At 39.6% G+C, this 26,466-nt stretch carries 24 protein-coding genes and 1 riboswitch; of the genes, 8 read left to right on the top strand and 16 right to left on the bottom strand.

Going from position 1 to position 26,466, the window contains the following annotated elements; genetic code table 11:
- Positions 1–8: 8 nt before the first annotated feature.
- From E2L03_RS14670 to E2L03_RS14650, 6 genes are all read right to left on the bottom strand, one after another.
- On the bottom strand, positions 9–1,142 hold the full coding sequence (locus E2L03_RS14670) for a bifunctional cystathionine gamma-lyase/homocysteine desulfhydrase (protein ID WP_038479440.1): 1,134 nt from the start codon (positions 1,140–1,142) through the stop codon (positions 9–11).
- Positions 1,139–2,065 (bottom strand): PLP-dependent cysteine synthase family protein, encoded by a 927-nt coding sequence (locus tag E2L03_RS14665; RefSeq protein WP_134259487.1) that lies wholly within the window; start codon positions 2,063–2,065, stop codon positions 1,139–1,141. The genes E2L03_RS14670 and E2L03_RS14665 overlap by 4 nt, the downstream gene beginning before the upstream one ends.
- A gap of 133 nt (positions 2,066–2,198) precedes the next feature.
- A complete protein-coding gene (locus E2L03_RS14660) occupies positions 2,199–3,197 on the bottom strand; it encodes an LLM class flavin-dependent oxidoreductase (protein ID WP_166740322.1) in 999 nt (332 codons plus the stop codon).
- Positions 3,198–3,287: 90 nt separating this feature from the next.
- Positions 3,288–3,440, bottom strand: coding sequence for a hypothetical protein (locus E2L03_RS20520; protein ID WP_158318519.1), 153 nt, complete (start codon positions 3,438–3,440; stop codon positions 3,288–3,290).
- 47 nt (positions 3,441–3,487) lie between these two features.
- Positions 3,488–4,384, bottom strand: coding sequence for a type II toxin-antitoxin system SpoIISA family toxin (locus E2L03_RS14655; RefSeq protein WP_078440165.1), 897 nt, complete (start codon positions 4,382–4,384; stop codon positions 3,488–3,490).
- Between the two features lie 147 nt (positions 4,385–4,531).
- Positions 4,532–5,527, bottom strand: coding sequence for an LLM class flavin-dependent oxidoreductase (locus E2L03_RS14650; protein ID WP_134259484.1), 996 nt, complete (start codon positions 5,525–5,527; stop codon positions 4,532–4,534).
- Positions 5,528–5,663: 136 nt separating this feature from the next.
- Here E2L03_RS14650 and E2L03_RS14645 point away from each other — a divergent pair, with 136 nt between their 5' ends.
- The gene (locus tag E2L03_RS14645; RefSeq protein WP_038479428.1) at positions 5,664–6,872 is read left to right on the top strand and encodes a GNAT family N-acetyltransferase; all 1,209 of its coding nucleotides are present in this window, start codon (positions 5,664–5,666) and stop codon (positions 6,870–6,872) included.
- Positions 6,873–7,075: 203 nt separating this feature from the next.
- A complete protein-coding gene (locus tag E2L03_RS14640; protein WP_134259482.1) occupies positions 7,076–9,187 on the top strand; it encodes an ATP-dependent Clp protease ATP-binding subunit in 2,112 nt (703 codons plus the stop codon).
- A 31-nt stretch (positions 9,188–9,218) separates the two neighbouring features.
- Here the strand turns inward: E2L03_RS14640 and E2L03_RS14635 are convergent, their stop codons facing one another.
- Positions 9,219–10,556, bottom strand: coding sequence for a YheC/YheD family endospore coat-associated protein (locus tag E2L03_RS14635; protein WP_055735901.1), 1,338 nt, complete (start codon positions 10,554–10,556; stop codon positions 9,219–9,221).
- A gap of 181 nt (positions 10,557–10,737) precedes the next feature.
- On the opposite strand from E2L03_RS14635, the gene kynU reads away from it, so the two are divergent.
- The 3 genes from kynU to kynA are packed head-to-tail and all read left to right on the top strand — an operon-like array spanning position 10,738 to position 13,466.
- Positions 10,738–12,009, top strand: coding sequence for a kynureninase (gene kynU / locus E2L03_RS14630; RefSeq protein ID WP_134259481.1), 1,272 nt, complete (start codon positions 10,738–10,740; stop codon positions 12,007–12,009).
- Positions 12,010–12,639 carry an arylformamidase gene (kynB, locus tag E2L03_RS14625; RefSeq protein WP_134259480.1) on the top strand — a complete coding sequence of 210 codons (630 nt, stop codon included), beginning with the start codon at positions 12,010–12,012 and terminating at the stop codon, positions 12,637–12,639.
- 2 nt (positions 12,640–12,641) lie between these two features.
- Positions 12,642–13,466, top strand: coding sequence for a tryptophan 2,3-dioxygenase (gene kynA, locus E2L03_RS14620; protein ID WP_038479415.1), 825 nt, complete (start codon positions 12,642–12,644; stop codon positions 13,464–13,466).
- 52 nt (positions 13,467–13,518) lie between these two features.
- Here kynA and E2L03_RS14615 read toward each other — a convergent pair whose 3' ends face one another.
- From E2L03_RS14615 to E2L03_RS14590, 6 genes are all read right to left on the bottom strand, one after another.
- Positions 13,519–14,091, bottom strand: coding sequence for a DNA-3-methyladenine glycosylase (locus tag E2L03_RS14615; protein WP_134259478.1), 573 nt, complete (start codon positions 14,089–14,091; stop codon positions 13,519–13,521).
- Positions 14,092–14,108: 17 nt separating this feature from the next.
- On the bottom strand, positions 14,109–14,897 hold the full coding sequence (locus E2L03_RS14610; protein WP_243839538.1) for an energy-coupling factor transporter transmembrane component T family protein: 789 nt from the start codon (positions 14,895–14,897) through the stop codon (positions 14,109–14,111).
- Positions 14,881–16,311 carry an ABC transporter ATP-binding protein gene (locus tag E2L03_RS14605; protein ID WP_124741972.1) on the bottom strand — a complete coding sequence of 477 codons (1,431 nt, stop codon included), beginning with the start codon at positions 16,309–16,311 and terminating at the stop codon, positions 14,881–14,883. Before E2L03_RS14605 ends, E2L03_RS14610 begins: the two co-directional genes overlap by 17 nt.
- A complete protein-coding gene (locus E2L03_RS14600) occupies positions 16,308–16,886 on the bottom strand; it encodes an ECF transporter S component (protein ID WP_038479404.1) in 579 nt (192 codons plus the stop codon). Before E2L03_RS14600 ends, E2L03_RS14605 begins: the two co-directional genes overlap by 4 nt.
- Positions 16,887–16,983: 97 nt before the next feature.
- Positions 16,984–17,081, bottom strand: a riboswitch (TPP riboswitch).
- Between the two features lie 24 nt (positions 17,082–17,105).
- Positions 17,106–17,918 (bottom strand): HAD family hydrolase, encoded by an 813-nt coding sequence (locus tag E2L03_RS14595; RefSeq protein ID WP_134259475.1) that lies wholly within the window; start codon positions 17,916–17,918, stop codon positions 17,106–17,108.
- A gap of 20 nt (positions 17,919–17,938) precedes the next feature.
- The gene (locus tag E2L03_RS14590) at positions 17,939–19,021 is read right to left on the bottom strand and encodes a branched-chain amino acid aminotransferase (protein WP_038479401.1); all 1,083 of its coding nucleotides are present in this window, start codon (positions 19,019–19,021) and stop codon (positions 17,939–17,941) included.
- Positions 19,022–19,180: 159 nt separating this feature from the next.
- On the opposite strand from E2L03_RS14590, the gene E2L03_RS14585 reads away from it, so the two are divergent.
- A complete protein-coding gene (locus tag E2L03_RS14585; protein WP_055735907.1) occupies positions 19,181–20,053 on the top strand; it encodes a cation diffusion facilitator family transporter in 873 nt (290 codons plus the stop codon).
- A 41-nt stretch (positions 20,054–20,094) separates the two neighbouring features.
- Here E2L03_RS14585 and E2L03_RS14580 read toward each other — a convergent pair whose 3' ends face one another.
- The gene (locus tag E2L03_RS14580; protein WP_134259473.1) at positions 20,095–21,174 is read right to left on the bottom strand and encodes a peptidoglycan-binding domain-containing protein; all 1,080 of its coding nucleotides are present in this window, start codon (positions 21,172–21,174) and stop codon (positions 20,095–20,097) included.
- Between the two features lie 178 nt (positions 21,175–21,352).
- Here E2L03_RS14580 and E2L03_RS14575 point away from each other — a divergent pair, with 178 nt between their 5' ends.
- Entirely contained in the window at positions 21,353–22,078 is a 726-nt protein-coding gene (locus E2L03_RS14575) for a class I SAM-dependent methyltransferase (protein ID WP_134259472.1), read from the top strand.
- Positions 22,079–22,201: 123 nt separating this feature from the next.
- Entirely contained in the window at positions 22,202–23,608 is a 1,407-nt protein-coding gene (gene gnd / locus E2L03_RS14570; protein WP_038479392.1) for an NADP-dependent phosphogluconate dehydrogenase, read from the top strand.
- A gap of 187 nt (positions 23,609–23,795) precedes the next feature.
- Here the strand turns inward: gnd and E2L03_RS20670 are convergent, their stop codons facing one another.
- Both E2L03_RS20670 and zwf read right to left on the bottom strand, forming a co-directional pair.
- Complete coding sequence (locus E2L03_RS20670) at positions 23,796–24,563, bottom strand: hypothetical protein (protein WP_197196521.1); 768 nt, start codon at positions 24,561–24,563, stop codon at positions 23,796–23,798.
- Positions 24,564–24,781: 218 nt separating this feature from the next.
- Positions 24,782–26,263 (bottom strand): glucose-6-phosphate dehydrogenase, encoded by a 1,482-nt coding sequence (gene zwf / locus E2L03_RS14560; protein ID WP_134259471.1) that lies wholly within the window; start codon positions 26,261–26,263, stop codon positions 24,782–24,784.
- Between the last annotated feature and the right edge of the window lie 203 nt (positions 26,264–26,466).

Below are 26,466 nucleotides of genomic sequence, written 5' to 3'. Positions count from 1 at the left end.
CAGCCATTTTATTCTGTTAATGCAATTTCCAAATCCTCTGCCAAGTCTTCTACATCCTCTAATCCGATTGACAATCGAATAAGAGAATCTTTAATACCTAACTCTTGTCGCCGTTCTTTCGGAATAGACGCATGGGTCATTTTTGCAGGAATTGAAATTAAGCTTTCCACCGCACCTAAACTTTCTGCCAACGTAAAATAACGTGTACGCTCGACCGTCTGTAAAGCAAGCTCATTAGATGTTGTTGTGAACGACACAATCCCACCAAACCCTCGAGATTGTAAGGCATGGGTTGCATGCCCCGGATGGTTTACTAATCCAGGATAATAAATCTCATCCACATTCGGATGACGTTGAAGAAATTTCACTAGCTGGCGTGTATTCGTTTCAATTTCCTCCATACGCACACCTAATGTCTTAATACCTCTCATTAAGAGATACGCATCATGAGGTCCAAGAACAGCTCCAGTGGCATTTTGAATGTACGCAAGTTTTGCTGCAAGGGTATCCTCTTTCACAACCACTGCACCTGCAATCACATCGCTATGACCACCTAAATACTTTGTCGCGCTATGAATAACAAGATCCGCTCCGTAGCGTAACGGATTTTGAAAATAAGGCGTTGCAAACGTATTATCAATGATAAAAAGCAGGTCATGTTCGTTTGCTACTTGACCTATTTTACTAAGGTCTGTAATTTTAAGCAAAGGATTTGTTGGTGTCTCAATAAAGACGGCTTTTGTTTCCTTTCGTATCGCTTCTTCTACTGCCGTCACGTCACTTGTGTCAACGAACGTAATGGAGATCGTTTCTTTTTCAAGAAACTGCGTAAAAAAACGATACGTACCGCCATAGACATCGTCCGTAATAATGATATGATCGCCAGGTGAGAATAACTTCATGACCGCCGTAATCGCTGCCATACCTGATGCAAATGCAAAACCATGGTCGCCTTCCTCGATATCCGCTAGTAATTGTTCAAGTGCTTCCCTGGTAGGATTGCCTGTTCTTCCATACTCGTAGTGAAATGTTCCGATTTGTGTTTGCTTAAACGTGCTAGAAAGTTGAATCGCTTGATTAACAGCACCAGTTGCTTGATCAATTCCTTTACCACCGTGGATCAGTTTTGTTTTCTGTCTCAAGTCGTATCCTCCTCATAAATCCCTCTACTTAAGTATCGATCTGAGCCATCAGCAAAGATCATCACAATATTTTTCGGAGTTTTCGCTTCTCTCGCCTCTTTTAACGCAGCTTCAAAAACAGCACCTGATGAACTTCCTACTAAAATCCCTTCTTGTTTTGCTAATTCACGGACGCGAAGAAATGCTCGGTCATCTGGAATCGTATGAATACGATCAAATAATGCTGGAACCACATAGTGTGGAATAAATTCCATCCCAATTCCTTCTGTTCGATGGGGTCCGATTGAGCCGCCATCAAGAATTGATCCTTCTGGCTGAACAACAACTGTATCAATGTCTGGGTTCTGTTCTTTTAAATATGCAGCTGTTCCTTGAAACGTTCCACATGACCCTGCACCTGCAAGAAAGACGTCAATTTGACCATTTAGTTGAGCATACAATTCTGGACCAAGTGTTTTATAGTACGTTAACGGGTTTTCTGGATTTTGGAATTGAAGCGGGCAATAGGCATCGCTTATTGTTGCTTCTAATTCTTTCGCTTTTTTTATAGCCCCTTTTATTCCTTCTTCGCTAGGTGTGTTAATGACAGTTGCACCTAAGCCGCGAATAAGTTGTTGCTTCTCTAGACTAAAGGATGTTGGGATGACCGCTATTACATTTACTTCTGTTCCAATTGCTGCTAAAGCTAATGCGATGCCTGTATTCCCTGCAGTTGGTTCAATAATGGTTCCTTTTGGACTAATCTTCTTGCTCTCCAAAGCAGCATTCAGCAATTGTTTGCCTAAGCGATCTTTAATACTTCCACCAGGATTATAGCTTTCTAATTTAGCAAACAAACGCACGTTTTGAGGAATAGGAAACGAACGTAATTCAACAATCGGTGTTTTTCCAATGAGTTCGTGAATATGAAAATGAACTTCCATCCTCTCACCTCATTCGCTCTTGATACTGTATCGTATGTTGGTTGTCTGTGTATGTGCCTATTTTTTCAATTTAATTTGGTACGTGAAATTATTAATTTCATTAAAAAGAACACTTGCCTTCTAGACAAATGTTTTACAATGAGACAAGTTGTGGATAAATTTCTGTAAGTAAGCGATAAGAGTGCAGGCGATCTCGAAGCTCTGGAGCGTGTGTTACGACCATTAATTCTTCTAATTGTAAGGCCTCTGAAAGTTCATCAAGCTTTGCTTTGACTGTAGTCTTGTCCCCAACAATTGTCGTTGAATCGCTTTTCTCTATTTGTTCTCGTGTTTTCGTATCTAGCTGGTTTAACAAATAAGCCGCTTCACTTTTAGTTGGAATAGCCCCAATAGGCTGGTTCATTGAGTGAAATGCTTGCCATACTCGTACGGAACGCTGCAACAATTCGGCTTCTTCTTGGGTATCCGCACATAGAACGGATACGCAAGCAAATGCTTGTCCATCTTCTTTCTTATTCCGATAAGCGTTTAACACATGCTTTCCATTTTCATTATTCATAAAATGACCGTAAACATAATTAAGATTATGTTTACTTGCTAAGTGTGCGCTCTTTTCAGACGTGCCTAGCATAAAGACCTGTGGCTTCTCATAAGGCACAGGTGCTGCTTTTAATGTAGAAAAGCGATGTGCTTCAGGAAAATCACGTCTTAAAAAGTGCATTAACGTTTCTGTCTTTTCATCCATTTGATGAACATTTTCAATGAAATTTTCAGACAATGCTTCTGATGCTTCCGCTGATCCACCAGGCGAACGTCCTAGGCCTAAATCAATTCTGCCTGGAAACAAATTAGCAAGCATATTGAAATTTTCAGCAACTTTATACGGTTTATAATGCGGTAATAATATCGCTCCAGCGCCTAATCGGATGGAATAGGTTTTTGCACCGATGTAAGCAATTAAAATCTCAGGCGATGGCGACAGGAGCGCATCTAAATCATGATGTTCAGCGATCCAATAGCGGTGATAGCCAAGGTTTTCAGCGGCTAATGCTAAATCAGCTGTTTCTTTTAGCGCAATCTCATTAGTTGATTCAGATGAACGTGGTACTTGATCGAGGATACTAAGTTTCATCCAATGGAACCTTCTTTCTAACATAGCTTAGTATATACCGTATCGAAATTAGTCGAATTTAGCAACTAATATCCCCTCACAAACCACAATTCATACAGAACCTCGGTCTTCTTTTACATCCTTTTTCCATTTATTGAATAATTGGATGGCTTCTTTATTCTTTTTTTGTAAATTCATTGTAAAAGGAGACGAGAAAAACGCCGGTAAAATACTCTCTGTTGACTTTTTTGCTGTTTTCTTCACTTGTATCACCCACTTAAACAAGTTTGTATACTTTACGATATTCTACTTTACATCAATTGGTGAGCCTTGTTCTCATCATCTTCATTGAAGGAAAGCAAATCATAAATAGCAACAAGAGAAGCAAATAATAACGCATCGTATTCAATAATTCGTTCCTCTGACGACAACTTAATAACATAGTGCTCTCCTTTTAATATAACTGGGATAAAAATTAAACGATCTTTTTCACCGTAATACACATCTTGCCTTTCAAGCGTTGCACTGACAACCGTTCGATTAGAAAAATGAAACAAAAGGTGATCTTTTTCAGCCTTTGTCATGAAAGGAAAAAGATTCGCTTCAATATCGGTTTTCTCTGCGAACTTCATTAAAATTTCTCGCACACCTGTAATATATGCATCATGCCCACCAAAATAGACGTTAATTGTGTCACTTTTTAAAAGGCGAAAGAAAGCTTTTAATCGTTTTTCCTGTAGCTGCAAGACTTCTTGATTTGTTTCAATCAGTTGTCCCGTATCGATTGTCAATAGATTCGACCCAAATCGTTGTACGTAAGCACTTAAAAAAACAAAAGCGTCAATGACAACAAACAAACAAGCAACGATAAGGTAGTGTAGCCAGTTTTCGAATAAGCTAGTTGGGAATAATGTCCAAGATAAAGCTGCACCGACTGTGAATAAGGAGTACCAAATTTTTCGTATAAAAGGAAGTTTTCTTTTTGTTGCATCTTCCCATTTCCAAGAAGCAAACACGTAAAAAGCTAGTCCACTTACGCTAACCCATACAAGAATTTGATAAAGTAACAGCATGCGAACTGCCCCCTTTTCCTTTTTCTGTATGAATATGTCGCATAAGCAATAAAAAGAGATCTTTTTTGTTGGGAAAATACAAAAAGGCGAACAAATTTTCACAATGCCATCATCTGCTGTAAACGAATCGCTCATATGCAATAACCCGATCCGTTTGTCAGCAGCACCCTTATCACTTCTTTTAATACCATTCGTATACTAGAATAAGGGTTTCGGATTCAAAAACGCTGTATGAAGAAAGGTTTAAATGAAAAACGACCTTATCATACAGCGCTAATTTTTTTAAAGTGCTTGCCAAGCACTCATTATACGATTGTAAGAATCAATTTGCTTCTCTTCATCAAAAATAGTCGTTTGTAACATGATTTCATTTACATGCAGATTCACAGCGAAATCATAAAGCTGTTGGGCGACTTTATTGGCTTCACCAATAAAGGATCCACTTAATTGTTCCATCACAAGCTGTTCTTCATGAGGTGTCCAAATATCGTCCATGTTTTCAACTGCAGGCTGTAATGTTCCTCGTTGGTTTCGAATCATAGAAAGAAACTGTTGGTAAAGAGAGCTAGCAAGTACGTGGGCTTCTGCCTCAGTCTCGGCAGCGATAGCATTCACGGCTATCATGCTGTACGGTTCACTTAACACCGCAGAAGGTTTAAACGTATCATAATAAAGGTTCAATGCTGGTACAATTTGTTTTGGTGAAAAGTGACCAGCAAACGCAAATGGTAAGCCTAATTCACCGGCCATTTGCGCACTGTAACCACTTGAGCCAAGAAGCCAAATAGGAACCTCTTCTCCTTCACCTGGTATCGCTCGTACATGAGGTCTTGACGATACTGGTTTAAAGTAATGACGTAATTCTTCCACAAGACTAGGAAAATCTTCTGCCTTTTGTCCATGTCGTCTTAATGCTTGCGCTGTTAATTGGTCTGTTCCTGGTGCTCGGCCAAGCCCTAAATCAATCCGATTTGGATGAAGAGCTGCAAGGGTGCCAAACTGTTCTGCAATAATTAATGGCGCATGGTTTGGTAGCATTATGCCTCCTGAACCGATACGGATCTGTGTTGTTTCCTGAGCAAGTTGTCCAATTAATACAGCTGTTGCTGAGCTTGCAACACCTTCCATATTATGATGTTCAGCAACCCAAAAACGATGATAGCCAAATGATTCAACAGCTTTTGCGCTACGAATTGTATGTTGTAATGCTTCTCTTACTGTTTTTCCTTTTCGAACTGGTGCTAAATTTAATGCTGAAAGTTTGATTTGCTTTGTCATTCTAAAGCCACCTTTCTTACTTTCGTTAGTGTAGCGATTCTTTCCACTTGTTTCAAATCAAACGATTTGACTGTTTGCATTGATTTTACTAGAATGAATGATAATCAGTCATTTTAATGAAAGAGGTCGAAATCACATGAGTCAGAATCGAAAAGATGACTTAGAACTGAAGGTTGTTACAAAAGAACATACGCAAGATTCTCTTGATTTGTTGAACTACGTGTTTCAAGTAACGAATCAAGACGTTTCCCAAATTGGCGAGTCGCAAATGGCGCTCTGGAAAAAACCAATCTTTGAACAAAGTTCGATTTTAGGATGGTTTTCTAAAAACAAGTTGATTTCACAAATGGTTGTGTACCCTTTTTCAGTTAACATTCACGGTCGTGCCTATAAAATGGGTGGTGTGACCGGAGTTGGAACGTATCCTGAATATGCAGGACTTGGACTCATGAATGATTTAATGAAAGAAAGCTTAACGTTAATGCGGGAAAAAGGACAAACTATCTCTTATTTGTTCCCCTACTCGATCCCTTATTATCGAAAAAAAGGCTGGGAAATTATATCGGATGTCATTACCTACACAGTGCGTGATACACAAATTCCGAAGCCTTATGATGTACCTGGACGTATTGAGCGAGTTTCATTTCATGATAAAGATATTCGTAAAGCTTACGAACAATTTTCAAAAAAAGAAAATGGAGCTATGATTCGTAATGAGCTTGCTTGGGATGAACATTTCAAGTGGGAACGAGATGATCTAATCGCTTGTGTTTACTACGATGCAAAAGAACAGCCAACAGGTTATATGTACTATAAGGTTGAAAATGAAACCTTTTTCGTTCAAGAAATGATTTTTAACAATGAAGAAGCTCGTCGTGGACTATGGAACTTTATTGGTGCTCATTTTTCGATGGTTTATTATGTAAAAGGAAAGATTTTTGCCAATGAACCACTCTCATTCTTTCTTGAAGACGGAGAAATTGAAGAAAAAATCTCTCCCTATTACATGGCGCGAATTGTTGATGTTGAAGAATTTTTACGTGGTTTTCCCTTTACTTCTTATGCAAAGCAAGCGATTGTTTTAAAGGTTAACGATCCTATGCTTGAATGGAATCAAGACGTATTTAAACTGACGTTTGAAAATGGTCAAAAAGTGGAACGAGTGAGTGAGGATACACCTGTTGATGCATCTCTTGATATTCAGACCCTCGTCACCCTTTTGCTTAACTACAAGCGAGCGAAAGACTTGAAAGAAATCGGGCGTATCGAAGCAACGAATGCAACGATTAGCTATTTAGAAGAGTTAATTCCAGACAATCAACCTTGGTTCTCTGACTATTTTTAATCAATGATTGACACGAATATGATCGAATGATAAAGTATATTTACTGATCATATTTGACCTAAAAAGTCGATAATGGTTGAACAATATCGTTTGATCAGTTATAATAAGTCTATATAAAACAGCTACTCCTTTGCGATAGCTGTTTCTTATACACCAAATGGTCAAATATAGTCAAAGTCAAAAATATTTGGGGGTAATGGAAGATGAAATGTCAACACTGTCAAACAAATGATGCCACGGTATCATTAAACCTTGTTGTAAATCAACACAAAAAACAGATGATCTTATGTGAAACGTGTTTACAAGAGTTACGACAAGTACATGGTCAGGCTGCCCCAACGCAATCCTTTTTTCAATCATTTATGGACGGGCAAGAACAACAGCCTCATCATACACAAATAAAAGAACAACAACATGAGAAAGATAGCTTTTTAACTCAATTTGGACACAATCTGACCTATGAAGCAGAGAACGGAAACATTGACCCTGTTATCGGGCGGGACCAAGAAGTAGAACGAGTCATTCAAGTTCTCAGTCGCCGAACTAAAAACAATCCAGTACTAATCGGTGAAGCCGGTGTTGGGAAAACAGCAATTGCTGAAGGCTTAGCACTACGCATCTCAAAAGGAAATGCACCTGCCAAATTACTAAATAAACAAATCTTTTCTTTAGATTTTGCTTCTCTCGTTGCTGGAACAAGCTATCGAGGTCAATTTGAAGAACGCATGCAGCAATTAATTGATGAAGTATCTCAACGTGAAGAGATCATTCTATTTATTGATGAGCTTCATATGCTCGTTGGTGCTGGTGCTTCTGGTGAAGGGAATATGGATGCAAGCAACCTATTAAAACCAGCACTTGCACGTGGGCAAATGCAGTTAATCGGTGCTACAACATTAAATGAATACCGTAAGATTGAAAAGGATGCCGCCCTTGAACGTCGCTTCCAACCAGTAACTGTTAAAGAGCCGACAGAAGAGCAAGCATACGAGATTTTAAAAGGCTTGAAATCAGTCTACGAAGCGTATCATGGTGTAGCCTATTCAGACGAGGTACTACGTGCAACAGTAAGCCTTTCAAACCGCTATATTCAAGATCGTTTCTTGCCAGATAAAGCAATTGACTTACTTGATGAAGTTGGATCTCGCTTGTCCCTTTCTATTGAACATGAAGATAAAGCGTCACTTGAAAAGCGCTTAAATGATGTTCGCGCACGTAAACACGCCGCTACTAAAAATGAACAATACGAACAAGCAGCTACGTTACGTGATGAGGAAAATGCCATTAAAGAGAAATTGAAAGAAACGGAATCAAACTTAACACCGATTAGCGTTAAAATCGAAGACATTCAAGCATTAATTGAAAAACAAACAGGTATCCCTGTTCAGAAACTCCAAAAAGATGAGCAGCAAAAAATGCGTGATTTAACAAGCCGTCTCGCTAGTAAAGTCATTGGACAGGAAGATGCAGTTTCAAAAACAGCGAAAGCGGTCAAACGTAGCCGCGCTGGTTTGAAGCAAGGCAATCGCCCTATTAGCTTTCTCTTCGTTGGACCTACTGGAGTTGGTAAAACCGAGTTAACGAAGCAATTAGCTGAAGAAGTATATGGAAATAAAGAAAATATGATTCGCCTTGATATGAGTGAGTTTATGGAAAAACACGCAGTCTCTAAATTAATCGGCTCACCTCCAGGTTATGTAGGACATGAAGAAGGTGGTCAATTAACGGAGCAAGTTCGCCGCAATCCGTACAGTATCATCTTGTTAGACGAAATTGAAAAGGCCCATCCTGATGTGCAACATATGTTCTTGCAAATTATGGAGGATGGTCGTTTAACAGACAGTCAAGGTCGAGTCGTTTCGTTTAAAGATACTATGGTCATTATGACATCCAATGCAGGCGTTGGGTCCCCTTCTCGTTCACTTGGCTTTAACGCTGAACAAAGTAAAACGATTGGCATTCTTGAGAGTCTGCATGACTACTTTAAGCCAGAATTCCTAAACCGTTTTGATGCATTGATTGAGTTTAATCAACTAACAGAAAACGATTTAATTCAAATTGTTGATGTCATGTTAGATGACCTTCGTAGTCGCTTAGATGAGCTAAACTTGACGATTCATGTAAGTGATGACGCAAAACGAGAACTAGCGAAAAAAGGCTATCACCCTTCTTTTGGCGCAAGACCATTACGCCGCGTTATTCAAGATACAATTGAAGACGATATTACCGAACTTCTTATTGAAGATGGCGACATTACGCATATAGACGTGATACTGAAAGAAGGAATGTTACAAGTAAATGCTACACATGAATAAACTCTGGGGAATTCCCCAGAGTTTATTTTGCTTAAAACCCTTCCATTTTTGCGGCATACTTAAACGGTGACCATGCAACTCGATAATAAGCATCTTCATCAAACAGTTTAAGCCCTTTGTATCCTGGCCGAAAGTTGACCTCGATAAGAACAAAACGCTTTTGCTTTACATCAAAAGCAAGGTCAATTCCTAATTCAGCAAAATGATCATTCCGATAAATCGATTCAATTTTATCCGCTATTTCTATACACAATTGTTCAATTTCTGCTTCCATTGCTTTTGTGTGTCCACCAAAAATGTCGCTAAGCGGAAGAACTCTCCCCCCTTTTGAAAAATTGGTAATAAGCTGCTTCGCTTGAGCTTGTCGACACTCAATTCCATTCACTTGCCAATTAGCCGTTTCTTTTTGTAAAAATACCCTGACATCAAATGGTCGTGACTCCCATCTCTTTAAAGCAATCCATTCCTGTATGATATAGTCTTTTGAACGTAATTTGCGCTTATGAAAAAATCGTATTAGTGCTTTTTTGGTTAGCTTTCGTTTAATTGCTTGATCGGTCTTGGCGTAATCATAAACGAGATACTGGTTCCCCTGTTTTAATTTCGAAATCATATAAATACCCCGACCTTGGGAATTTAAAATTGGCTTTAATACAAATTTCGGCTTTTCCTGTAACCAACGTTCTAACTGATCTTCCTTTGTCCACTTTTCTGTCTTAGGCAAAACACGCTTTAACGTGCTATCTTCATTAAAGTGGGCATGAAGTTCCCATTTATCTGGTCGATTTGAATTAAAGATCGTTCCACCTTTTTGTCTTATAGTCTCTTTGAATGAATGAAATTCCTCTTGTCGCAAATGACGTCTATAAATAATCTTAGGAATTGGTACTACTTCTTCTTTCCATTTTTTTGTTTCTACACAGTACGTTAGTGCCTTTGTTTTCGCTTGTTCTAGGTTGACCCATTTGATTGAAAAAGCAGCTACTCTTACGCCGAGTTGAGTTTGTAATTTCATTCTTTCTTCATAATGTTCTTTCATGAATGCAGCGGTATAATTCAATGGTTGATCGCCTAGTAATAATCCAATATAGGGACCAATGGTTAGTTCGCCCTGCTTCACCCTCACTTGATAACGCTCTTTTTTATGAAGAGCTAATTCTTTTTGTACATTTTTATGAACGTAGATGGAAGGCGAATCATTTTCTCTCTCATCAAAATAAGAGATTGTGAGATTACGAGACGCGAGTCCATATGTTAGCTGTACTTGGTTATGACTGAACCATTTTTTCAAAAAAGACGGTACTAGAATCGTTTCTTCCTTTTGTTTTATTTTTGAACGAAATACCACAGAGAATGTGGTTGACATCATTTCTTCACCTCCATACATTCTATGTAACTACTCTATGTGAGGTGGATAGAATTCGATTAGACGTAAGGAGCGCAGGAAACGCACATATTTAACGTTCTCCGCTAATTACTACTGTTCAATTGAATAGGATTTTGATACGTTTAACTAGAGTTATACATTTTGTGAACAAGGACGTGAATAGATGGACACTTCAAAGCAGTATGCAGCGAGACTCGATGCAACTGATGCCCTAGCTCCTTATCAAAAAGAGTTTTATCTTAATAAAGACACCATCTATATGGATGGCAATTCATTAGGGCTACTAAGCAAGAGAGCTGAGCAGACGGTTCTACAAGTGCTTGAAGATTGGAAAACATATGGAATTGATGGATGGACAGATGGTCAATACCCTTGGTTCACTCTTTCTGAGAAATTAGGTTCGTCAATGGCTCCATTGATTGGTGCATCAGCAGAAGAAGTGTTAGCAATGGGCTCAACAACGATCAATCTTCATCAATTACTTGCAACGTTTTATCAACCAACAGCTGACCGTTACGTTATTGTGAGTGAAGCCCTTAGCTTTCCGACAGATCTTTACGCCATTCATTCACATCTTGATCTTCATAGCATCTCTCATAAGGAAGGACTCCGTTTAATTGAGAGTCAAGACGGTCATACATTATCTGAGGAAGAGATCATTGCCTCATTTGATAATGACGTTGCAGTAGTTATTCTTTCAAGTGTACTCTATCGAAGCGGACAGCTATTATCTCTTGAACGATTAACAAAGGCAGCCCATGATAAAGGAATTTTAATTGGCTTTGATCTTTGCCATTCTATTGGCTCTGTCCCTCATCAACTCAAGCAATGGGATGTTGATTTTGCTTTCTGGTGCACGTATAAGCATTTAAATGGCGGGCCCGGTAGTGTTGGCGGTTTATTTGTTCATGAAAAGCATCACACCGCATTGCCTGGCCTTAGAGGCTGGTTTGGTTCTGATAAGTCAAAACAATTCGATATGAGCCCGCTGTTTCATAAAAGTGCATCTGTAGGATCGTACCAGCTGGGAACGCCTCACCTTTTATCCATGGCACCACTCATTGGCTCGTTAGACATGTTTACTGAAGTTGGCATAGAGGCCATTCGAAAGAAATCCTTGGCACTCACCCATTATTTACGTTATCTATTAAACCAGCTACCAGACACTCAGTCGTTTACAATTTCGACACCTGTGCATGATAAGGAGCGCGGAGGGCATCTTCTTCTCGAGCATCCAGAAGCTGCACGCATATGTAAAGCACTTAAATCCCATGGTATTATTCCTGATTTTCGCAGTCCGAACGGTGTCCGCATTGCACCTGTTGCCCTCTATAATTCATTTACAGATGTTTATAAGACTGCACAAACCCTTGCAGCCATCATGAAAAATAAAACGTATCTACAATTTGAAAACAAACGAGGAGTGATTGCATAGATGGGTTGGATTGATATTACAATGCCACTACATAACGGTATTGCTCATTGGCCAGGCGACACACCTTTCTCCTACACATTATCGGCACCTATGGAAGAAACAGGGTCGGTGAATATAGGTGAAATTACGACTAGTACTCACACAGGTACTCATGCTGATGCACCGTTTCATTATCACGAGACAGGGGCAACCATTGATGCACTACCGTTAGAGACGTATGTAGGACCAGCTCTTATGATTACTGCCATTGGGGTACAAACCATTAATCAAGCTTTACTTAAAACGTATGATTTAACCGGTGTCAGACGCCTACTTATTAAAACAAAATCGAAAACGGATTCAACTGTTTTTCCAACAGATATTCCATACGTTACAGAAGATGGAGCAAATTATTTACTGAAGAAAGGTGTTTCTTTATTAGGCGTGGATGTCCCGAGTGTTGACCCATTAACCAGTAAAGACTTAGTCGGCCATCATAGTCTCGGCAAAGCCAATATCGCCATTATTGAAAACCTGATGCTTGATCATGTGGAGGCTGGCTTATATGAATTTATTGCCCTACCTCTTCGCATTGTTGGCGGTGATGGCAGCCCAGTACGTGCCATTATTAAACCTTTGGAGAGTGATTGACCATGACAAACAATAGCCAATCTGCTTATACAGACTTTAAAGATAAAATGACCTACAGTGATTATTTGCAGCTTGAACCGATTTTAAATAGTCAAAAGCGACTGTCTGATCATCACGATGAAATGTTGTTTATAGTGATTCATCAAGTAAGTGAATTGTGGATGAAGTTAATGCTCCACGAAATACGTGGTGCGATTACCTCCTTGCAACAAGATCAATTTCAACCTGCCTTTAAACAGCTTGCTCGCGTTTCAAAAACCCAAGCACAAATTATTCAAGCGTGGGATGTTCTCGCTACATTGACACCAAGTGAATATGTTGAATTTCGAGATAGTCTAGGACAAGCGTCTGGCTTTCAATCCTATCAACACCGTCAACTCGAGTTCCTATTGGGCAAAAAAACGCCCCATATCTTAAAAATCTATGAAAATGAGCCGACCATCTTAGCAGGGTTACAAGCAGATTACGAGAAGCCTACTCTTTACGATGAGGCCATTCAAGCCCTTGCACGGGCAGGGTTATTTTCCGATAAAACCATACTAGAAAGAGATGTAACAAAAAGCCATCAGTCAACGGATTCGGTTCGAGACGCATGGCAAATCGTTTATCAACAATCGAACCGCTATTGGAATCTTTACCAGCTCGCCGAAAAGCTCGTTGATCTCGAAGACTGGCATCAGCAATGGCGATTTCGACATTTAAAAACCGTCGAGCGAATTATTGGAATGAAGTCAGGTACAGGAGGCTCCGCAGGCGTTCATTATTTAAAAGCTGTGCTCGACGACTACTTCTTTCCAGAGCTTTGGGAATTACGCACAACCATTTAAAACTATTAAAAAACGTACAAGCTCCATTTTTATGCAAAGCTTGTACGTTTTTTTATTTGTTTTCGATAAAGCGAAAAGGGAAGTACTTTGCTTGTCCTGTGTTCTCAATCCCAATTCGCCTCGTCGCTACTGGTACTCCATTTTTTTGCCCGTTATAACCAATATAAAGCGGACCATCTATAAACGACTCTCCATAGGCGTTCATTGAAATACCCATTGCTTGTGTTAATTTTCCTGGTCCATTTGCAAACTGTTTGTCCTGAGCAGATTTCCCTCTTAAAGATTCCATTTTTTTAATTCCGCATACAGGCTCAATGCCTCGAATGAGCACGGCTTCAGGCTGACCACTTCTTTCTGCAACGACATTTAATAGACAATGCGTATGCATCGTATACGTATAAACATGTCCCGGGTCCTCGTACAAAATACGAGTACGTTTGGTTTGCTTTCTGCCGTAACTATGACAGGCTCGATCCAAAACACCTAAATATGCTTCTGTTTCGGTAATTCTACCCACCAGAAGCTCTCCATTAAGAAAATGAACTAAATAATTTCCGATAAGTGCTTTTGCTAAATCGATTGTTGACTGAGCATAAAAATGGGCTGGCATTCTTTCAACAGACATAAAACCTTCCTTTCCTATTAACTAAGTCGAATGTCTGATGTTGGGACAATTGGTAGCAATTGACCTAGCGTATAACTCACACCAATGAAGACGACCAACAACAAAAGAAATTGCCCATCGACCCAACGGTACGACATAGGATAATAAAATGTTCGTTTTTCTTGGGTAAACTGCTTTGCTTCCATCGCCACCGCTAGTTTCTGTGCTCGTCGAATCGCCTGAGTTAGTAACGGTATAACATAAAAGGATACCGCTCGATACAGACGTTTTCCTCCTGGCTTTTGTTTTGCATTTCTAATTTGATAAGCATGACGAAGCGTTTGGAACTCCCCTACCATAATCGGTAGCATTCGCACCGCCGCTAAAAAGGCATAAGCAAACGTTGGTGGTAGCTTAAGCTGCTGCATCAGAGAATAAAATAAGAGTACAGGCTTTGTCGTTAGAAGAAATAGTAAACCAAGAGTTGCAAATAAAGTTGCTCGTATGCCTAGATGAAGACCTGTATAGAAGCTTTCCTCTGTAATATGAAGTAGCCCCCATTTTACCCAAGTGGTTTCACCTTGTCCAAAGAACATCATTGTTGTTGAAGCAGAGACAAATAACAGAACAAATGATGCAACATATAAAAGTACATATCGTTTAGGATGCCCTGAAAAAAAGACTGTAACGAGAAGGCCACATACCACCATAAAGAATAATACATTTGGATTGTGAATGAGCACAATGACAAAAAACAGCGCAAGCAAACAAAGAAGTTTAACTGTTGGATTAATGCTTGTGAGAAATGTATCATGTAGCGAGTACACCTTCAAGTTGCCTCCTTTCACTCGGAATAAGTGCTCCATTTTTTACATGCCATTCTTGTGTCGCAAACAGACGAACGAGCGTTTTATCATGTGTAACCATCACGATTGTGCCACCTGATTGACGAAAGTCCTCCATTAAATCGAGCAACGCAAACGTATGGTACGCATCCTGACCAAACGTAGGTTCATCAAGAAAAAGAAATGGTTTTGAATGAACAAACGCTGTCGCTACGCTTAGTCGTCTTTTTTGACCAACAGAAAGCCTGTATGGATGAACAGTACAGTATTCAGAAAGCCCGAACCGCTGTAGAATTGTCTTTACTAGGGCTTTTTCGTCGGCATTCGTTGCTGAAAAGAGCAATTCTTCTTCCACATTGGTTGTAACAAATTGAAATTCTGGATGTTGAAATACAAAGTTAATTCGATCTGATACATGCTCTTTCCGATGTACGAGTTCACCGTTTAATGTGTATTGACCTTTATGGTGAAGTAAATTCATTAATCCATAAAGCAGCGATGATTTGCCTGCACCATTCACCCCAGTTATACAAATCCAATCGTTCTCATATACAGTCGCTTCCTTAACGGTAACAAGTGGTTTTTTTTGTCTTAAAAGCTGCCAATCGTTAAGCGCTAGCACCTCTTTTGGCTGTTTGAAACGGCGAGTAACCGTTTTTTCTCTTGCGTAGTCCTCCCACGAATGTGGATGCCAGATCCCAGCAGCTATTACTTCTTTTCGATACTCGTTAAAGAAAACACTAGCCTTTGAATCCGCTACTAGCTGCCCTCGATGATTAAAGAGTAGAACTCGATCCATATGTGGGAGTGCCTCTGTAATTCGGTGCTCAACGGCTACAACGGTCTTTCCTTCAGCATGTTTCGCCACTTCATTCCATAATTGAACTGCCCCATCAGGATCAAGCAAAGCAGAAGGCTCGTCTAACAACATACATTCTTGATCATGGAGCATGGCTGAAGCTAAAGCCAATCGCTGCTTCATTCCCATAGATAATGTTTGGATCGCTGTATGAGGCTGATCCTTTTGTAAACCAACCGTTGTGAGCATTCTTTTTATAATGGCGAGCATGTCCTCTGAAGCGACTTGCTGATTTTCCAACATAAATGCAAGCTCTTCATCTACATAAGGCATACAAAACTGTGAGTCCGGATCTTGAAAGACGTAGCTGCACGGTGGGACTTGATACAAATCAGCATTTACTTCAAACTGGTTCGTTGTCTCGAGAAGTTTAGCAATTACTTGTAACAAAGTCGATTTCCCTGCACCACTTGGCCCTACAATTAAGACCTTTTCACCTGGTTTAATTGTGCAGGAAACTCGATCTAAAATGAGTTTCCCACTCTGTTGATCTCGTACAGTGAGCTCCTTTAATACAATTGGTTGATGCGCATTCATGAAAACGGCCTTCCTTTATGATGTGATCCAAACGAATCCAGAACCCCTGTCTTTTGCAATGCTTGTACCAGTTTAGCAGCTAAAACACCTGTAATGAGAATGGCACCAATCGTTCGTAAACTTATTCGCACAACGAGCGCCCACGTTGTCAGTTGACCAATGTTGGCATATAAGAAATCTAATCCAATTGAAGCAAAACTTGCAAACACACCACCTAGCATGGCAGTCCAAATGGAGTACACTTTATAACGGAAGAGTGCAAAGGCTAACTCCATACCGATTCCTTGGAGAATGCCATAGATAAGCAATATGCCACCATACGGAGAGCCTGCGATAAATTCTCCAGATGCCGCAGCCGTTTCAGCAATTAAAGCTACAAACGGTTTTTTAATAATTAAAGCCGCTATTGTCCCTGCAATAAACCACATCCCATAGATAAGCTGCTCCAGTTGTAAACCAAATAATCCAACAACGTCTGTAACAGGACTCCATAATCGGTAAACAACCGCAAACACTGTGGCAATCATAACTGTCACAATAATATCAACTAACGTCAGCCTATTCTTCTTTTTCATTTTGACTCCTATCCACCACTATGAACACAAAAAACGTTCCATCTAAACGACGGAACGACGCATGCAAATAAACTGGCTAGACTTTTAACAACCAATTGGTTTACATATCGCACTTCCCTTCGCTAGCATTATCTAGATCAGGTAAAGGGTTAAGGATTTATCCTCTCTCAGCTTTTCGCACCCCTAGTGGATTTTATAATTTTTGTTAAGCTAATTAGATCATATTCGTGAAGCTTTATCAAGGGAATGTTTCACTTTCTCTAAACGAACTAACTCTTCCAGCGATTCAATCATATAGGTAGCATGGATACTCGTTTCATTTGCTTGGTTCTCTCGATTCAGCCACACAGATGGAATGCCACTTGCATTTGCACCTTTAATATCTGTATGAAGGTTATCACCAACCATTATGGCTTCGTGGGGTTCTAGCTCCAGTCGATGTAAGGCTTCCTCAAACATTAGAACGTCAGGTTTCCCTCTTCCAAATGACCCAGATATAAGAATATGATCAAAATAGGGCACAAGCTCGGGTGTTAATTCTAGCTTTGTATTTTGTAAATCTGGTGAGCCATTAGTCAGTAACACAAGATGAACTTTATCCTTCAAAGCATTTAATGTGGAAAACGTGTCGTCATAGACAACCGGATGTTTACGACGCTCCACCGGAAATACATTTGCTAGATGTTGGGCAAACGCTTCGTTGTCAATGCCCACTTTTTTCAACCCTTCATGCCATGCTGCTTTTTGATAAACCGGTGCAATCTCTCTTAACGCTTTAAAGCCTTTCTCTTCATCACGAAAGCTGCCCCATAATCCTTCAAATGGATTAATCCCAATGTTTACTGTGAAAGGATACGTTTCATAGGACTGATAAAGTCTTCTTGCTTCTTCCCTTACACACATCTCGAGTTCGTTTGGATCGAGTTCTTTTTCAATAGCTGCTTGTAAACACGTTTGCTTAAATGCTAAGGCGATACTTTTTTTATCCCAAAGCAATGTATCGTCTAAATCCAGAAATACAGCTTTTATCATTGGTTCCCTCGCTTTACCCATTAATCGTTATCAATTTCAACAATCCAACCGAAACGATCTTCTTCTTTTCCAACGTGTAGATCTGTTAAGTAATTGTATAGTTTTTGAGCTAAAGGACCCGTTTTATTATGATGGATGGTAATGTTTTCATCGTTCCATTCTAATTGTCCAACTGGAGAAATAACCGCAGCAGTACCGGTTCCAAACACTTCTTCTAAGATCCCATCTCGATGAGCTCGAAAGATTTCTTCTATTTCAACTTGCTGTTCTTTTACAGTTAATCCCCAGTCTTTTAGCACTTGAATGACACTATTTCGCGTAACACCATCAAGAATACTATCGTTTAACTTAGGAGTCACAATCTCGCCATTAATTTTAAAGAATACATTCATGCTTCCGACTTCTTCGACGTATTTCTTTTCACTTGCATCTAGCCATAATACTTGCGCCTTTTGCTTAGCTGTCGCGCGCTCCTGGGCTTTATATGCAGAGGAGTAGTTGCCGGCTGTTTTTGCTGTACCGGTTCCTCCAGGTGCAGCACGAGTATAGCGTTCCTCGACTAAAATACTAACTGGTGACATCCCTTCTTTGTAATAAGCACCTACTGGGGATAAAATCACCATTAGTTTATACGACTGAGAAGGAGCCACACTTAAATTCGGTTCTGTTGAAATAATAAATGGACGGATATAAAGAGAAGTCCCTTCTTTTTCAGGAATCCACTTTTTATCAATGATCAACAATTCTTTTAAATAACTTAATAATTGTTCTTCATCAACAGGTGGAATCGTTAACCTTTCACTAGAACGATTAAGACGTTTAATATTCATATCCGGTCGAAATAAACGAATGGTTCCGTCTTCTTTCGAACGATACGCTTTTAAGCCTTCAAAAACAGTTTGTCCATAATGAAATACCATTGAAGCTGGATCAAGGGTTAAAGGCTGGTATGGAATAATACGTGGGCTATACCACCCCTTCTCTTCAGAGTAATCCATAATAAACATATGATCTGTAAAAACAGTTCCGAAAACAAGAGAATCTGGATCTGGTTTTTGCTTTTCGTGGGTACATTTCATAACTTCTAGCGTATGTTCTGACATAAAAAAGCTCCCTTTCTTACTCCTTATAAAATAAGTATCTTTGTCCATACTAAATCAAAATAGGATTTTTTATCATATAACTATAACATGAATTTGTATTTTCAAACAGTTTAAACATTACAAACAAACACTAAGTATGCACTAAAGAAGGGATGAAACATGAGACGATACGAGGAATTGCGTAAAGGTGAGGGTGGGGCATGGTTAAGTATTGGCACATACCTTTTCTTGGCTAGCTTAAAACTAATCATTGGTTACCTCTTTTTGTCACAAGCCCTCGTGGCAGACGGCTACAACAATGCTGCTGACATTATTGTTTCCGTAGCTGTATTAGTTGGTTTGCGTATCTCCCAGAAGCCACCTGATCATGACCACCCATATGGTCATTTCCGAGCTGAACATATCGCAGCACTCCTAGCTTCGTTTATTATGGCGGTTATCGGTTTACAAGTCTTACTAAGTGCCGGTACAACGCTGTTTGCAAATGAACGAGTTGAAGCACCTAGTTTAATTACTGCCTGGGTAGCTGGCTTTAGTGCAATTGTTATGCTTTTTGTCTATCGCTATAACCGGAAGTTAGCAGATAAAATTAATAGCCAAGCATTAAAAGCGGCTTCACAAGATAATAAGAATGATGCCCTAGTCAGTATTGGTGTTGTCATTGGAATTGTAGGGTCTCATCTTCATTTGAGCTGGATTGATCCTTTAATGGCTTTTTTAATTGGTCTTATTATTTGTTATACGGCCTGGTCCATTTTTAAAGAAGCAAGTCACTCGTTGACAGATGGATTTAGTGAAGAAGCACTCCAACCCTTTACATCAACCGTTTTAACGATTGACGGTGTGGAAGATGTATTGAACATTAAAGCAAGACAAGTTGGTTCAACCATTTACGTTGATGTAACGATTTCCGTTATGCCATCTATGACCGTTCGCACTAGCCATGACATTGCCGACCTTATTGAAAAAACGCTTCGAGATCATCATGATGTAACAGAAACAACTGTTCATGTTGAACCAGCTGCAATGTAAATCAAAAGAAGCTGCAGTCGTTTCTGCAGCTTCTTACTTGTTTAATTTAAGACGGTCACCTGTACGTTTTGACGTCCAAATTGAAAGGCTTCATCTTTCGTTTGCACGTATAAATCAATCTTATGACCTTTTATCGCTCCGCCTGTGTCTCCTGCAATAGCCTCACCATAGCCTTCTACATAAACCCTGCTACCGAGAGGAATAACATTGGGGTCAACAGCAACTACTTTTTGGTTTGGATTCGCCCGTAAATCAATACCTGTTCTCGTAACACCTGAACATCCTTCACAATAAGCTGTATATGCTGTCGCTTCCATGGTCATAGTTTGACCTGCAGACTCGTTGACAGACGTAGTCACTTCTTCCTCCACAGTCGTTGTCTCTTCTTCTACATTCGCAGTTTCTTGCTCTTGATGGTTTACTTCTGCTTCCGTTGTAACTTCTACTTGTTCGTCCTCACTACTAGTCGTATCTTCATTTTGTTCTGCTTGTGCAATTTGTTCTTTCTGCCCCTTAGAAGTCGCCGGTGATTCAACAACATTGGCTACCTTTGTTTGATTGTAATAAAGATGCGCATGTGTTTCTGGTCCTGCGATGCCGTCTACAAGTAAATGATTTGCTTGCTGGAAAGCAATCACTGCTTGTGTGGTAAGAGGGCCGAACTGACCATCAATTGAACTACTATAATAATTTAACTCTTGTAGCTTTTTTTGCAAAGCTTCCACCAGCGATCCCTCGCTCCCCTCTTGCAATACTTCTAAAGCACCTAGCGTTTGCTTACCAACAATGCCGTCTACACTTAAGCCATGCTCTTCTTGATAGGCTTTCACCGCTTCAACAGTTGCCTCATCTAAAATGGAGGAGATATGCTCTTCTTTTAAAAAATCTTGCTCAACTAATTGGTTTTGTAGCCACTCTACTCGTTCACTTTCTTCATATGATTCAAACGTTTGCACAGCTGTTGCATATGTATGTTCTGGCAGTAAAAATAGTACCCCCATTAGGAATGTAGCAATCATACTAATCATATATTTCATTACGAACCTCTCCTTATTTGCTTTTTCCTTATTTTCCATTAATCCACTTTTGTTACGGTGGCGAAAAGCCTCTGAAGTCTTCATAAACAAATGAACGCCTCCTTCTTGTAATCTGTTCCATACCTACTCGTTGTTGTCCTAAATTAATACCTATTACAGTCCATTTAATCTTTTTGTAACGTATTTGTAACAATATAACGGTCATAAAGAGCACGAAACCACTACCGGTTCATACGATATAAAAAACAAGAGGAGGATTCGTATGACCAACTACACCGATATGCTCGCCGCCTTTGGAATTGGTAGCGCCCACCCTGGTGGTTTTAAAAAATCGATCGCTATGATTATGGATATGAACATTGATGAAAGATCGATTGTTCTTGATTGCGGGTGTGGAACTGGTCAAACTTCTGCCTACATTAAACAACAATTTGATTGCGAGATGATTGCACTTGAATGCCATCCTCTAATGATTAAAAAAGCACAACAACGGTTTACTGACAGCCTTTTATCTATTGATTTACATCAAGCCTCTATAGAAGCGATTCCATTAAAGCCAAGCTACGTTGATTACGCACTAACAGAATCCGTATTAAGCTTTGTCTCTAGTGATCATGCTTTAGCCGAACTATATCGCGTATTAAAAAAAAGCGGCAAACTTTACCTGAATGAACTCGTTTGTTTCGCGCCTTTATCAGCTGATGAGCGATTGGTACTGCAAAACGCCTATGGGTTTACTTCACTCTTTTCACAGGATCAATGGATAGATCGATTAACAAAAGCGGGTTTTAGCACTATTGAAACAATGGAGATGTACACAGCAGAATCGATGCAGAATGATGAAACAGATAAAGGAAACGATATGCGACCGTCCGAATCGATTCACTCCCACTTCTATGAAAAAATGCATCAACACCAGTCATTGATGGCAAACTATAAAGATAAAATTGGTCACATTATTATAAAAGCATCAAAAACGGCAATGTAAGAATCCCCGCTTGCTCGAAATCGCTTTCATGTGGTATGGTCATAGCGAATCTTCGAGCATGATCGCTTTTTTTTGAGAATCATGCCTTGACTACAGGTAAGCAATAGAGAAAGGACGTACGAAATGACGAAGCAAAATATCGGTGTTATTGGTGTTGGCGTTATGGGAAGAAGTTTAGCCCTTAACTTTGAAAGTAAAGGGTATCGAGTATCTTTATACGATGTTTCCGAAGAACGAATAAACCAAATTATTTCTTTAGAGAAAAAGAAAAATTTAGTAGGGACTTATTCCCTCGAGGAACTTGTTGCTTCATTAGAGACGCCACGCAAAATTATGCTCATGGTTCAAGCTGGCGAAGTAACAGATTCTGTCATTGATTCATTGCTTCCTTTACTTGATGAAAAAGACATTTTAATTGATGGAGGTAACACGTATTATACGGATACCATTCGTCGATCTGAACGCGTCGAAGCGCGTGGTGTTCATTTCATCGGTGCTGGTGTATCAGGTGGCGAGGAAGGCGCACTAAAAGGACCATCTATTATGCCAGGCGGGCAAAAACAAGCCTATGAACTCGTTCGTCCACTGTTTGAAGATATTTCTGCCAAAGTAAACGGTGAACCATGTACAACATATATTGGACCTAACGGTGCTGGTCATTATGTAAAAATGGTGCATAACGGAATCGAATACGGAGATATGCAGCTCATTTCTGAATCCTATGCGCTATTAAAAGAGATTGTTGGCCTTTCAAATGATGAACTTCATCACGTCTTTAAAGAATGGAACGAAGGCGAACTTGACAGCTATCTAATTGAAATAACCGCAGACATCTTCACCAAACAAGATGAAGAAACAGGACAAGCACTCGTTGACGTTATTCTTGATTCGGCAGGTCAAAAAGGGACCGGAAAGTGGACAAGCAAAAGTGCCTTAGATCTAGGTGTTCCTTTATCTATCATTACTGAATCGGTTTTCGCCCGCTTCTTATCAGCGATAAAAGAAGAGCGTATTCAAGCGAGTAAAGTGCTTTCTGGACCTAAAACAACGCCTTATTCAGGCGACAAACAAGAGATAATTGAAGAGATTCGAAAAGCTCTTTTCTTTAGTAAAGTGCTTTCCTATGCACAAGGTTTCGCTCAATTAAAAGCTATGTCAGATGAGCAAGATTGGAATATTCAATATGGAGAAGTTGCTCGTATTTTCCGGGGAGGCTGTATTATTCGTGCTGCGTTCCTTCATAAAATTACGGAAGCTTTCTCAAATAATCCAGAATTAGCAAATTTACTGCTTGATCCTTACTTTGAAAACGTTGCTTCTTCATACCAAAGCTCATTAAGAAAAGTCATTTCTCTTGCGGTTGAAAATGGCGTTCCTGTCCCTAGTTTTTCAAGCGCTATTGCGTATTATGATAGTTACCGAAGTGAACGTTTGCCAGCTAATTTGCTACAGGCACAACGTGATTATTTTGGCGCTCACACGTATAAGCGTATTGATAAAGACGGCATTTTCCATACAAACTGGGTATAATCAACGAAGTAAGCCTTGGAGGTTGAATGTGTCCACTGTGGTTTTCACTTATACATGAAGCATATCGCCAACATCTTTTCTCCAAGAATGACCATTTCGTTCTGTCCATTACGATTCAAGCAAAAAAGCGCCGAGGTCGGCGCTTTTTTTGCTCTACTGCTGCATACTGATTTATCTGTCAAGAGTGTTACGCATCTGGTTCTGCATAATTTCCTCTTGCGCGTTCATCTCGGTCACGATTTTCTTTCGTTTGTTCCTGGGATTCTGTAAAACTACGCTCATTATTGGAGTCTGAATCGGTATTGTCCCTTGTTCCACTTGATTCAGGATTTGTATGATCGTCTCTTTCTTCATCGTCACGATCTCGATTTTCCATGGTTTCTTCTTGAGCCTCTGTATTGCTTCGTTCATTGTTTTCTTCCGTCTTCAACTCGTTTTCTTCTCTGAGTTTTTTGAAATCTGACCGCTCACCGTGCCAAATAAGGTCAAATATTGCACGACCATTTGTCGGTTGTCCATCTGGAAGATAAACAGGAATAACATCAAAAAGCATGTAGTAGAAGCAATAAAAAATAAAGGTTGTCCAAAAGATATTAGGTGGTAAAACGCTACCAAGAACGAGGGAATTTACAAGGAACGCAAACGTTCCCGTCGTAATAATAGGTGCAGCATAGATAAAACCATGCCAAAAGCGGTTCCCTGGCTTTAATTCATCGTATTCCATCCAGCTGTACATAAAGAAATAACGTCTAACCTCTACCGTTCTTAGCTTAATTAACGTAGGACCACTACCAATAATCAGTTTTTTATTTTCACCTCTAAGGAGCGAAGCAGCCAAATAATAACCCGATTCACGTATAACCGTGACAATCGGAAGGATAAACAGAGCTGCCATAAACAAGCGTAACCAATCAGTTGGACTAAACAAATGATCTCCTTTCTTATTCCATTTCAATTTATCTACTTCTTACTATTTTTTATAGTTGTATAAAATGACGGATGGACAATGCTACAGGAATAGAAAAAAAATTACAACCGATTTATTAAAGAGGAAGCAAAATCAGGATAATGTTCTCAGTTCTATTCCATATTTAGCCGCTTGTATTACGGATAATCGTAACCACAAAAAGAGAAGGGGCTTATCGTCCCCTTCTCACCATTTTGCTTATTTGCCTACATTTCTTCAACAGGCCACCATGCGTGATTTTCACCTGCAAGTAATTGATCTGCTTCTTTTGGACCCATTGTTCCTGCTCGATAATTCACCGGTTTACGAGCAGACTCTTTCCATGCATTTGAAATAGCGTCGACGAGTGACCAAGATAAACTTACTTCATCCCAGTGAGCAAAGTTTGTTGCATCACCCATCATGCAATCATAGAGCAAACGTTCATATGCTTCCGGTGTGTTAATACGGTCTTCACTATCATGACGATATTCCAAATGAACAGGCGTTGTGTCGGCAGAGCCAATCTTTTTTCCATTCAAAACAATCGTAATGCCTTCGTCTGGCTGAATGTGAATAATAAGCAAGTTCGGCCCTGTTGCTTTATGTTCCTTTGCATAAAGATTAAGGGGCATCTCTTTAAATTCAACAACGATTTTTGTTGATTTTACAGCCATTCGTTTCCCTGTTCGAATATAAAAAGGAACACCTGCCCATACGTGGTTATCAATCATTAGTTTAGCTGCTACATAGGTTTCTGTATGAGATTGAGGATGGACATTGTCTTCCTCCACATAACCCGGTACCTGTTGACCATTAATGGTACCTTCGTCATACTGCGCGCGAACAACAGTATCATCAATATTGTCATTTGTAATAAGTCGCAGTGCACGGAGCACCTTTATTTTTTCACTTCTTATTTCGTCTGTTGTTAATTGTAACGGTACGTCCATAGCCAATAAGGAAACCATTTGGAGCATATGGTTTTGTACCATGTCGCGTAAAGCACCGGATTTTTCATAATAACCACCACGGCCCTCCACACCAAGCTTTTCACTAGAAGTTATTTGCACATTAGCAATATGACGGTTATTCCAAAGCGGGGCAAACATAGCATTTGCGAATCGTATGACTTGTATATTTTGAACCATTTCTTTTCCTAAATAATGATCAATTCGATAGATTTCATCTTCAGCAAACGCTTCACGAATTTCATTATTAAGCACTTTGGCAGTTTGTAAATCTGTTCCAAATGGCTTTTCGATGACAAGTCTTGTCCACCCATTTGTTTCCTTTAAACCATAATTATGTATCGATTGAGCAATTTGACCAAAAAATTCTGGCGCCATTGCCATGTAAAAAATGCGGTTTCCAGGTAATTGGAAATTATTTTCTTTGTTCTCGATTTCTTGCTTTAAGCCTTTATAAGAATCTTTGTTCGTTACATCGAACGACAAGTAAGAAAAATGAGTAAGAAAGGAGTCTACCTTATCCAGTTGTTGATTGGATTCTTCCAGCGCCTCTTGAACGACACCTCTTAGTGTTTCATCGTTCCACTCTCTTCTTCCTAGTCCAATGACAGCAAATTTATTTGATAGCAAGCCCTTTACATACAAATTGTATAAAGATGGAAACAATTTTCGTTTTGCAAGATCTCCAGTTGACCCAAATATAACAAAAACAGCCTCTGACTGTCTATTATCTTCCATGAGTATACCCTCTTTCTAGTTCACAACGCTGATCATTTTCTATCCTTATACTAAGGTTAGTGCTTTTCATAATACCAGTTTATCATTGTTTTAGCTACAGTTTGAACTTTGAATCCATTGGTTTGTATCTGTTTTTCATTGTAACCGCTTTTTGTAATCGCTATCCTATTTCCACGTACATCTTTTTCATATTGTTCATTCAA

The organism is Shouchella oshimensis (assembly GCF_004375095.1).
Classification (GTDB): domain Bacteria; phylum Bacillota; class Bacilli; order Bacillales; family Bacillaceae_D; genus Shouchella; species Shouchella oshimensis.
Note: the sequence above shows the minus strand (reverse complement) of the source record. Positions and strands in the feature narration are given on the sequence as shown.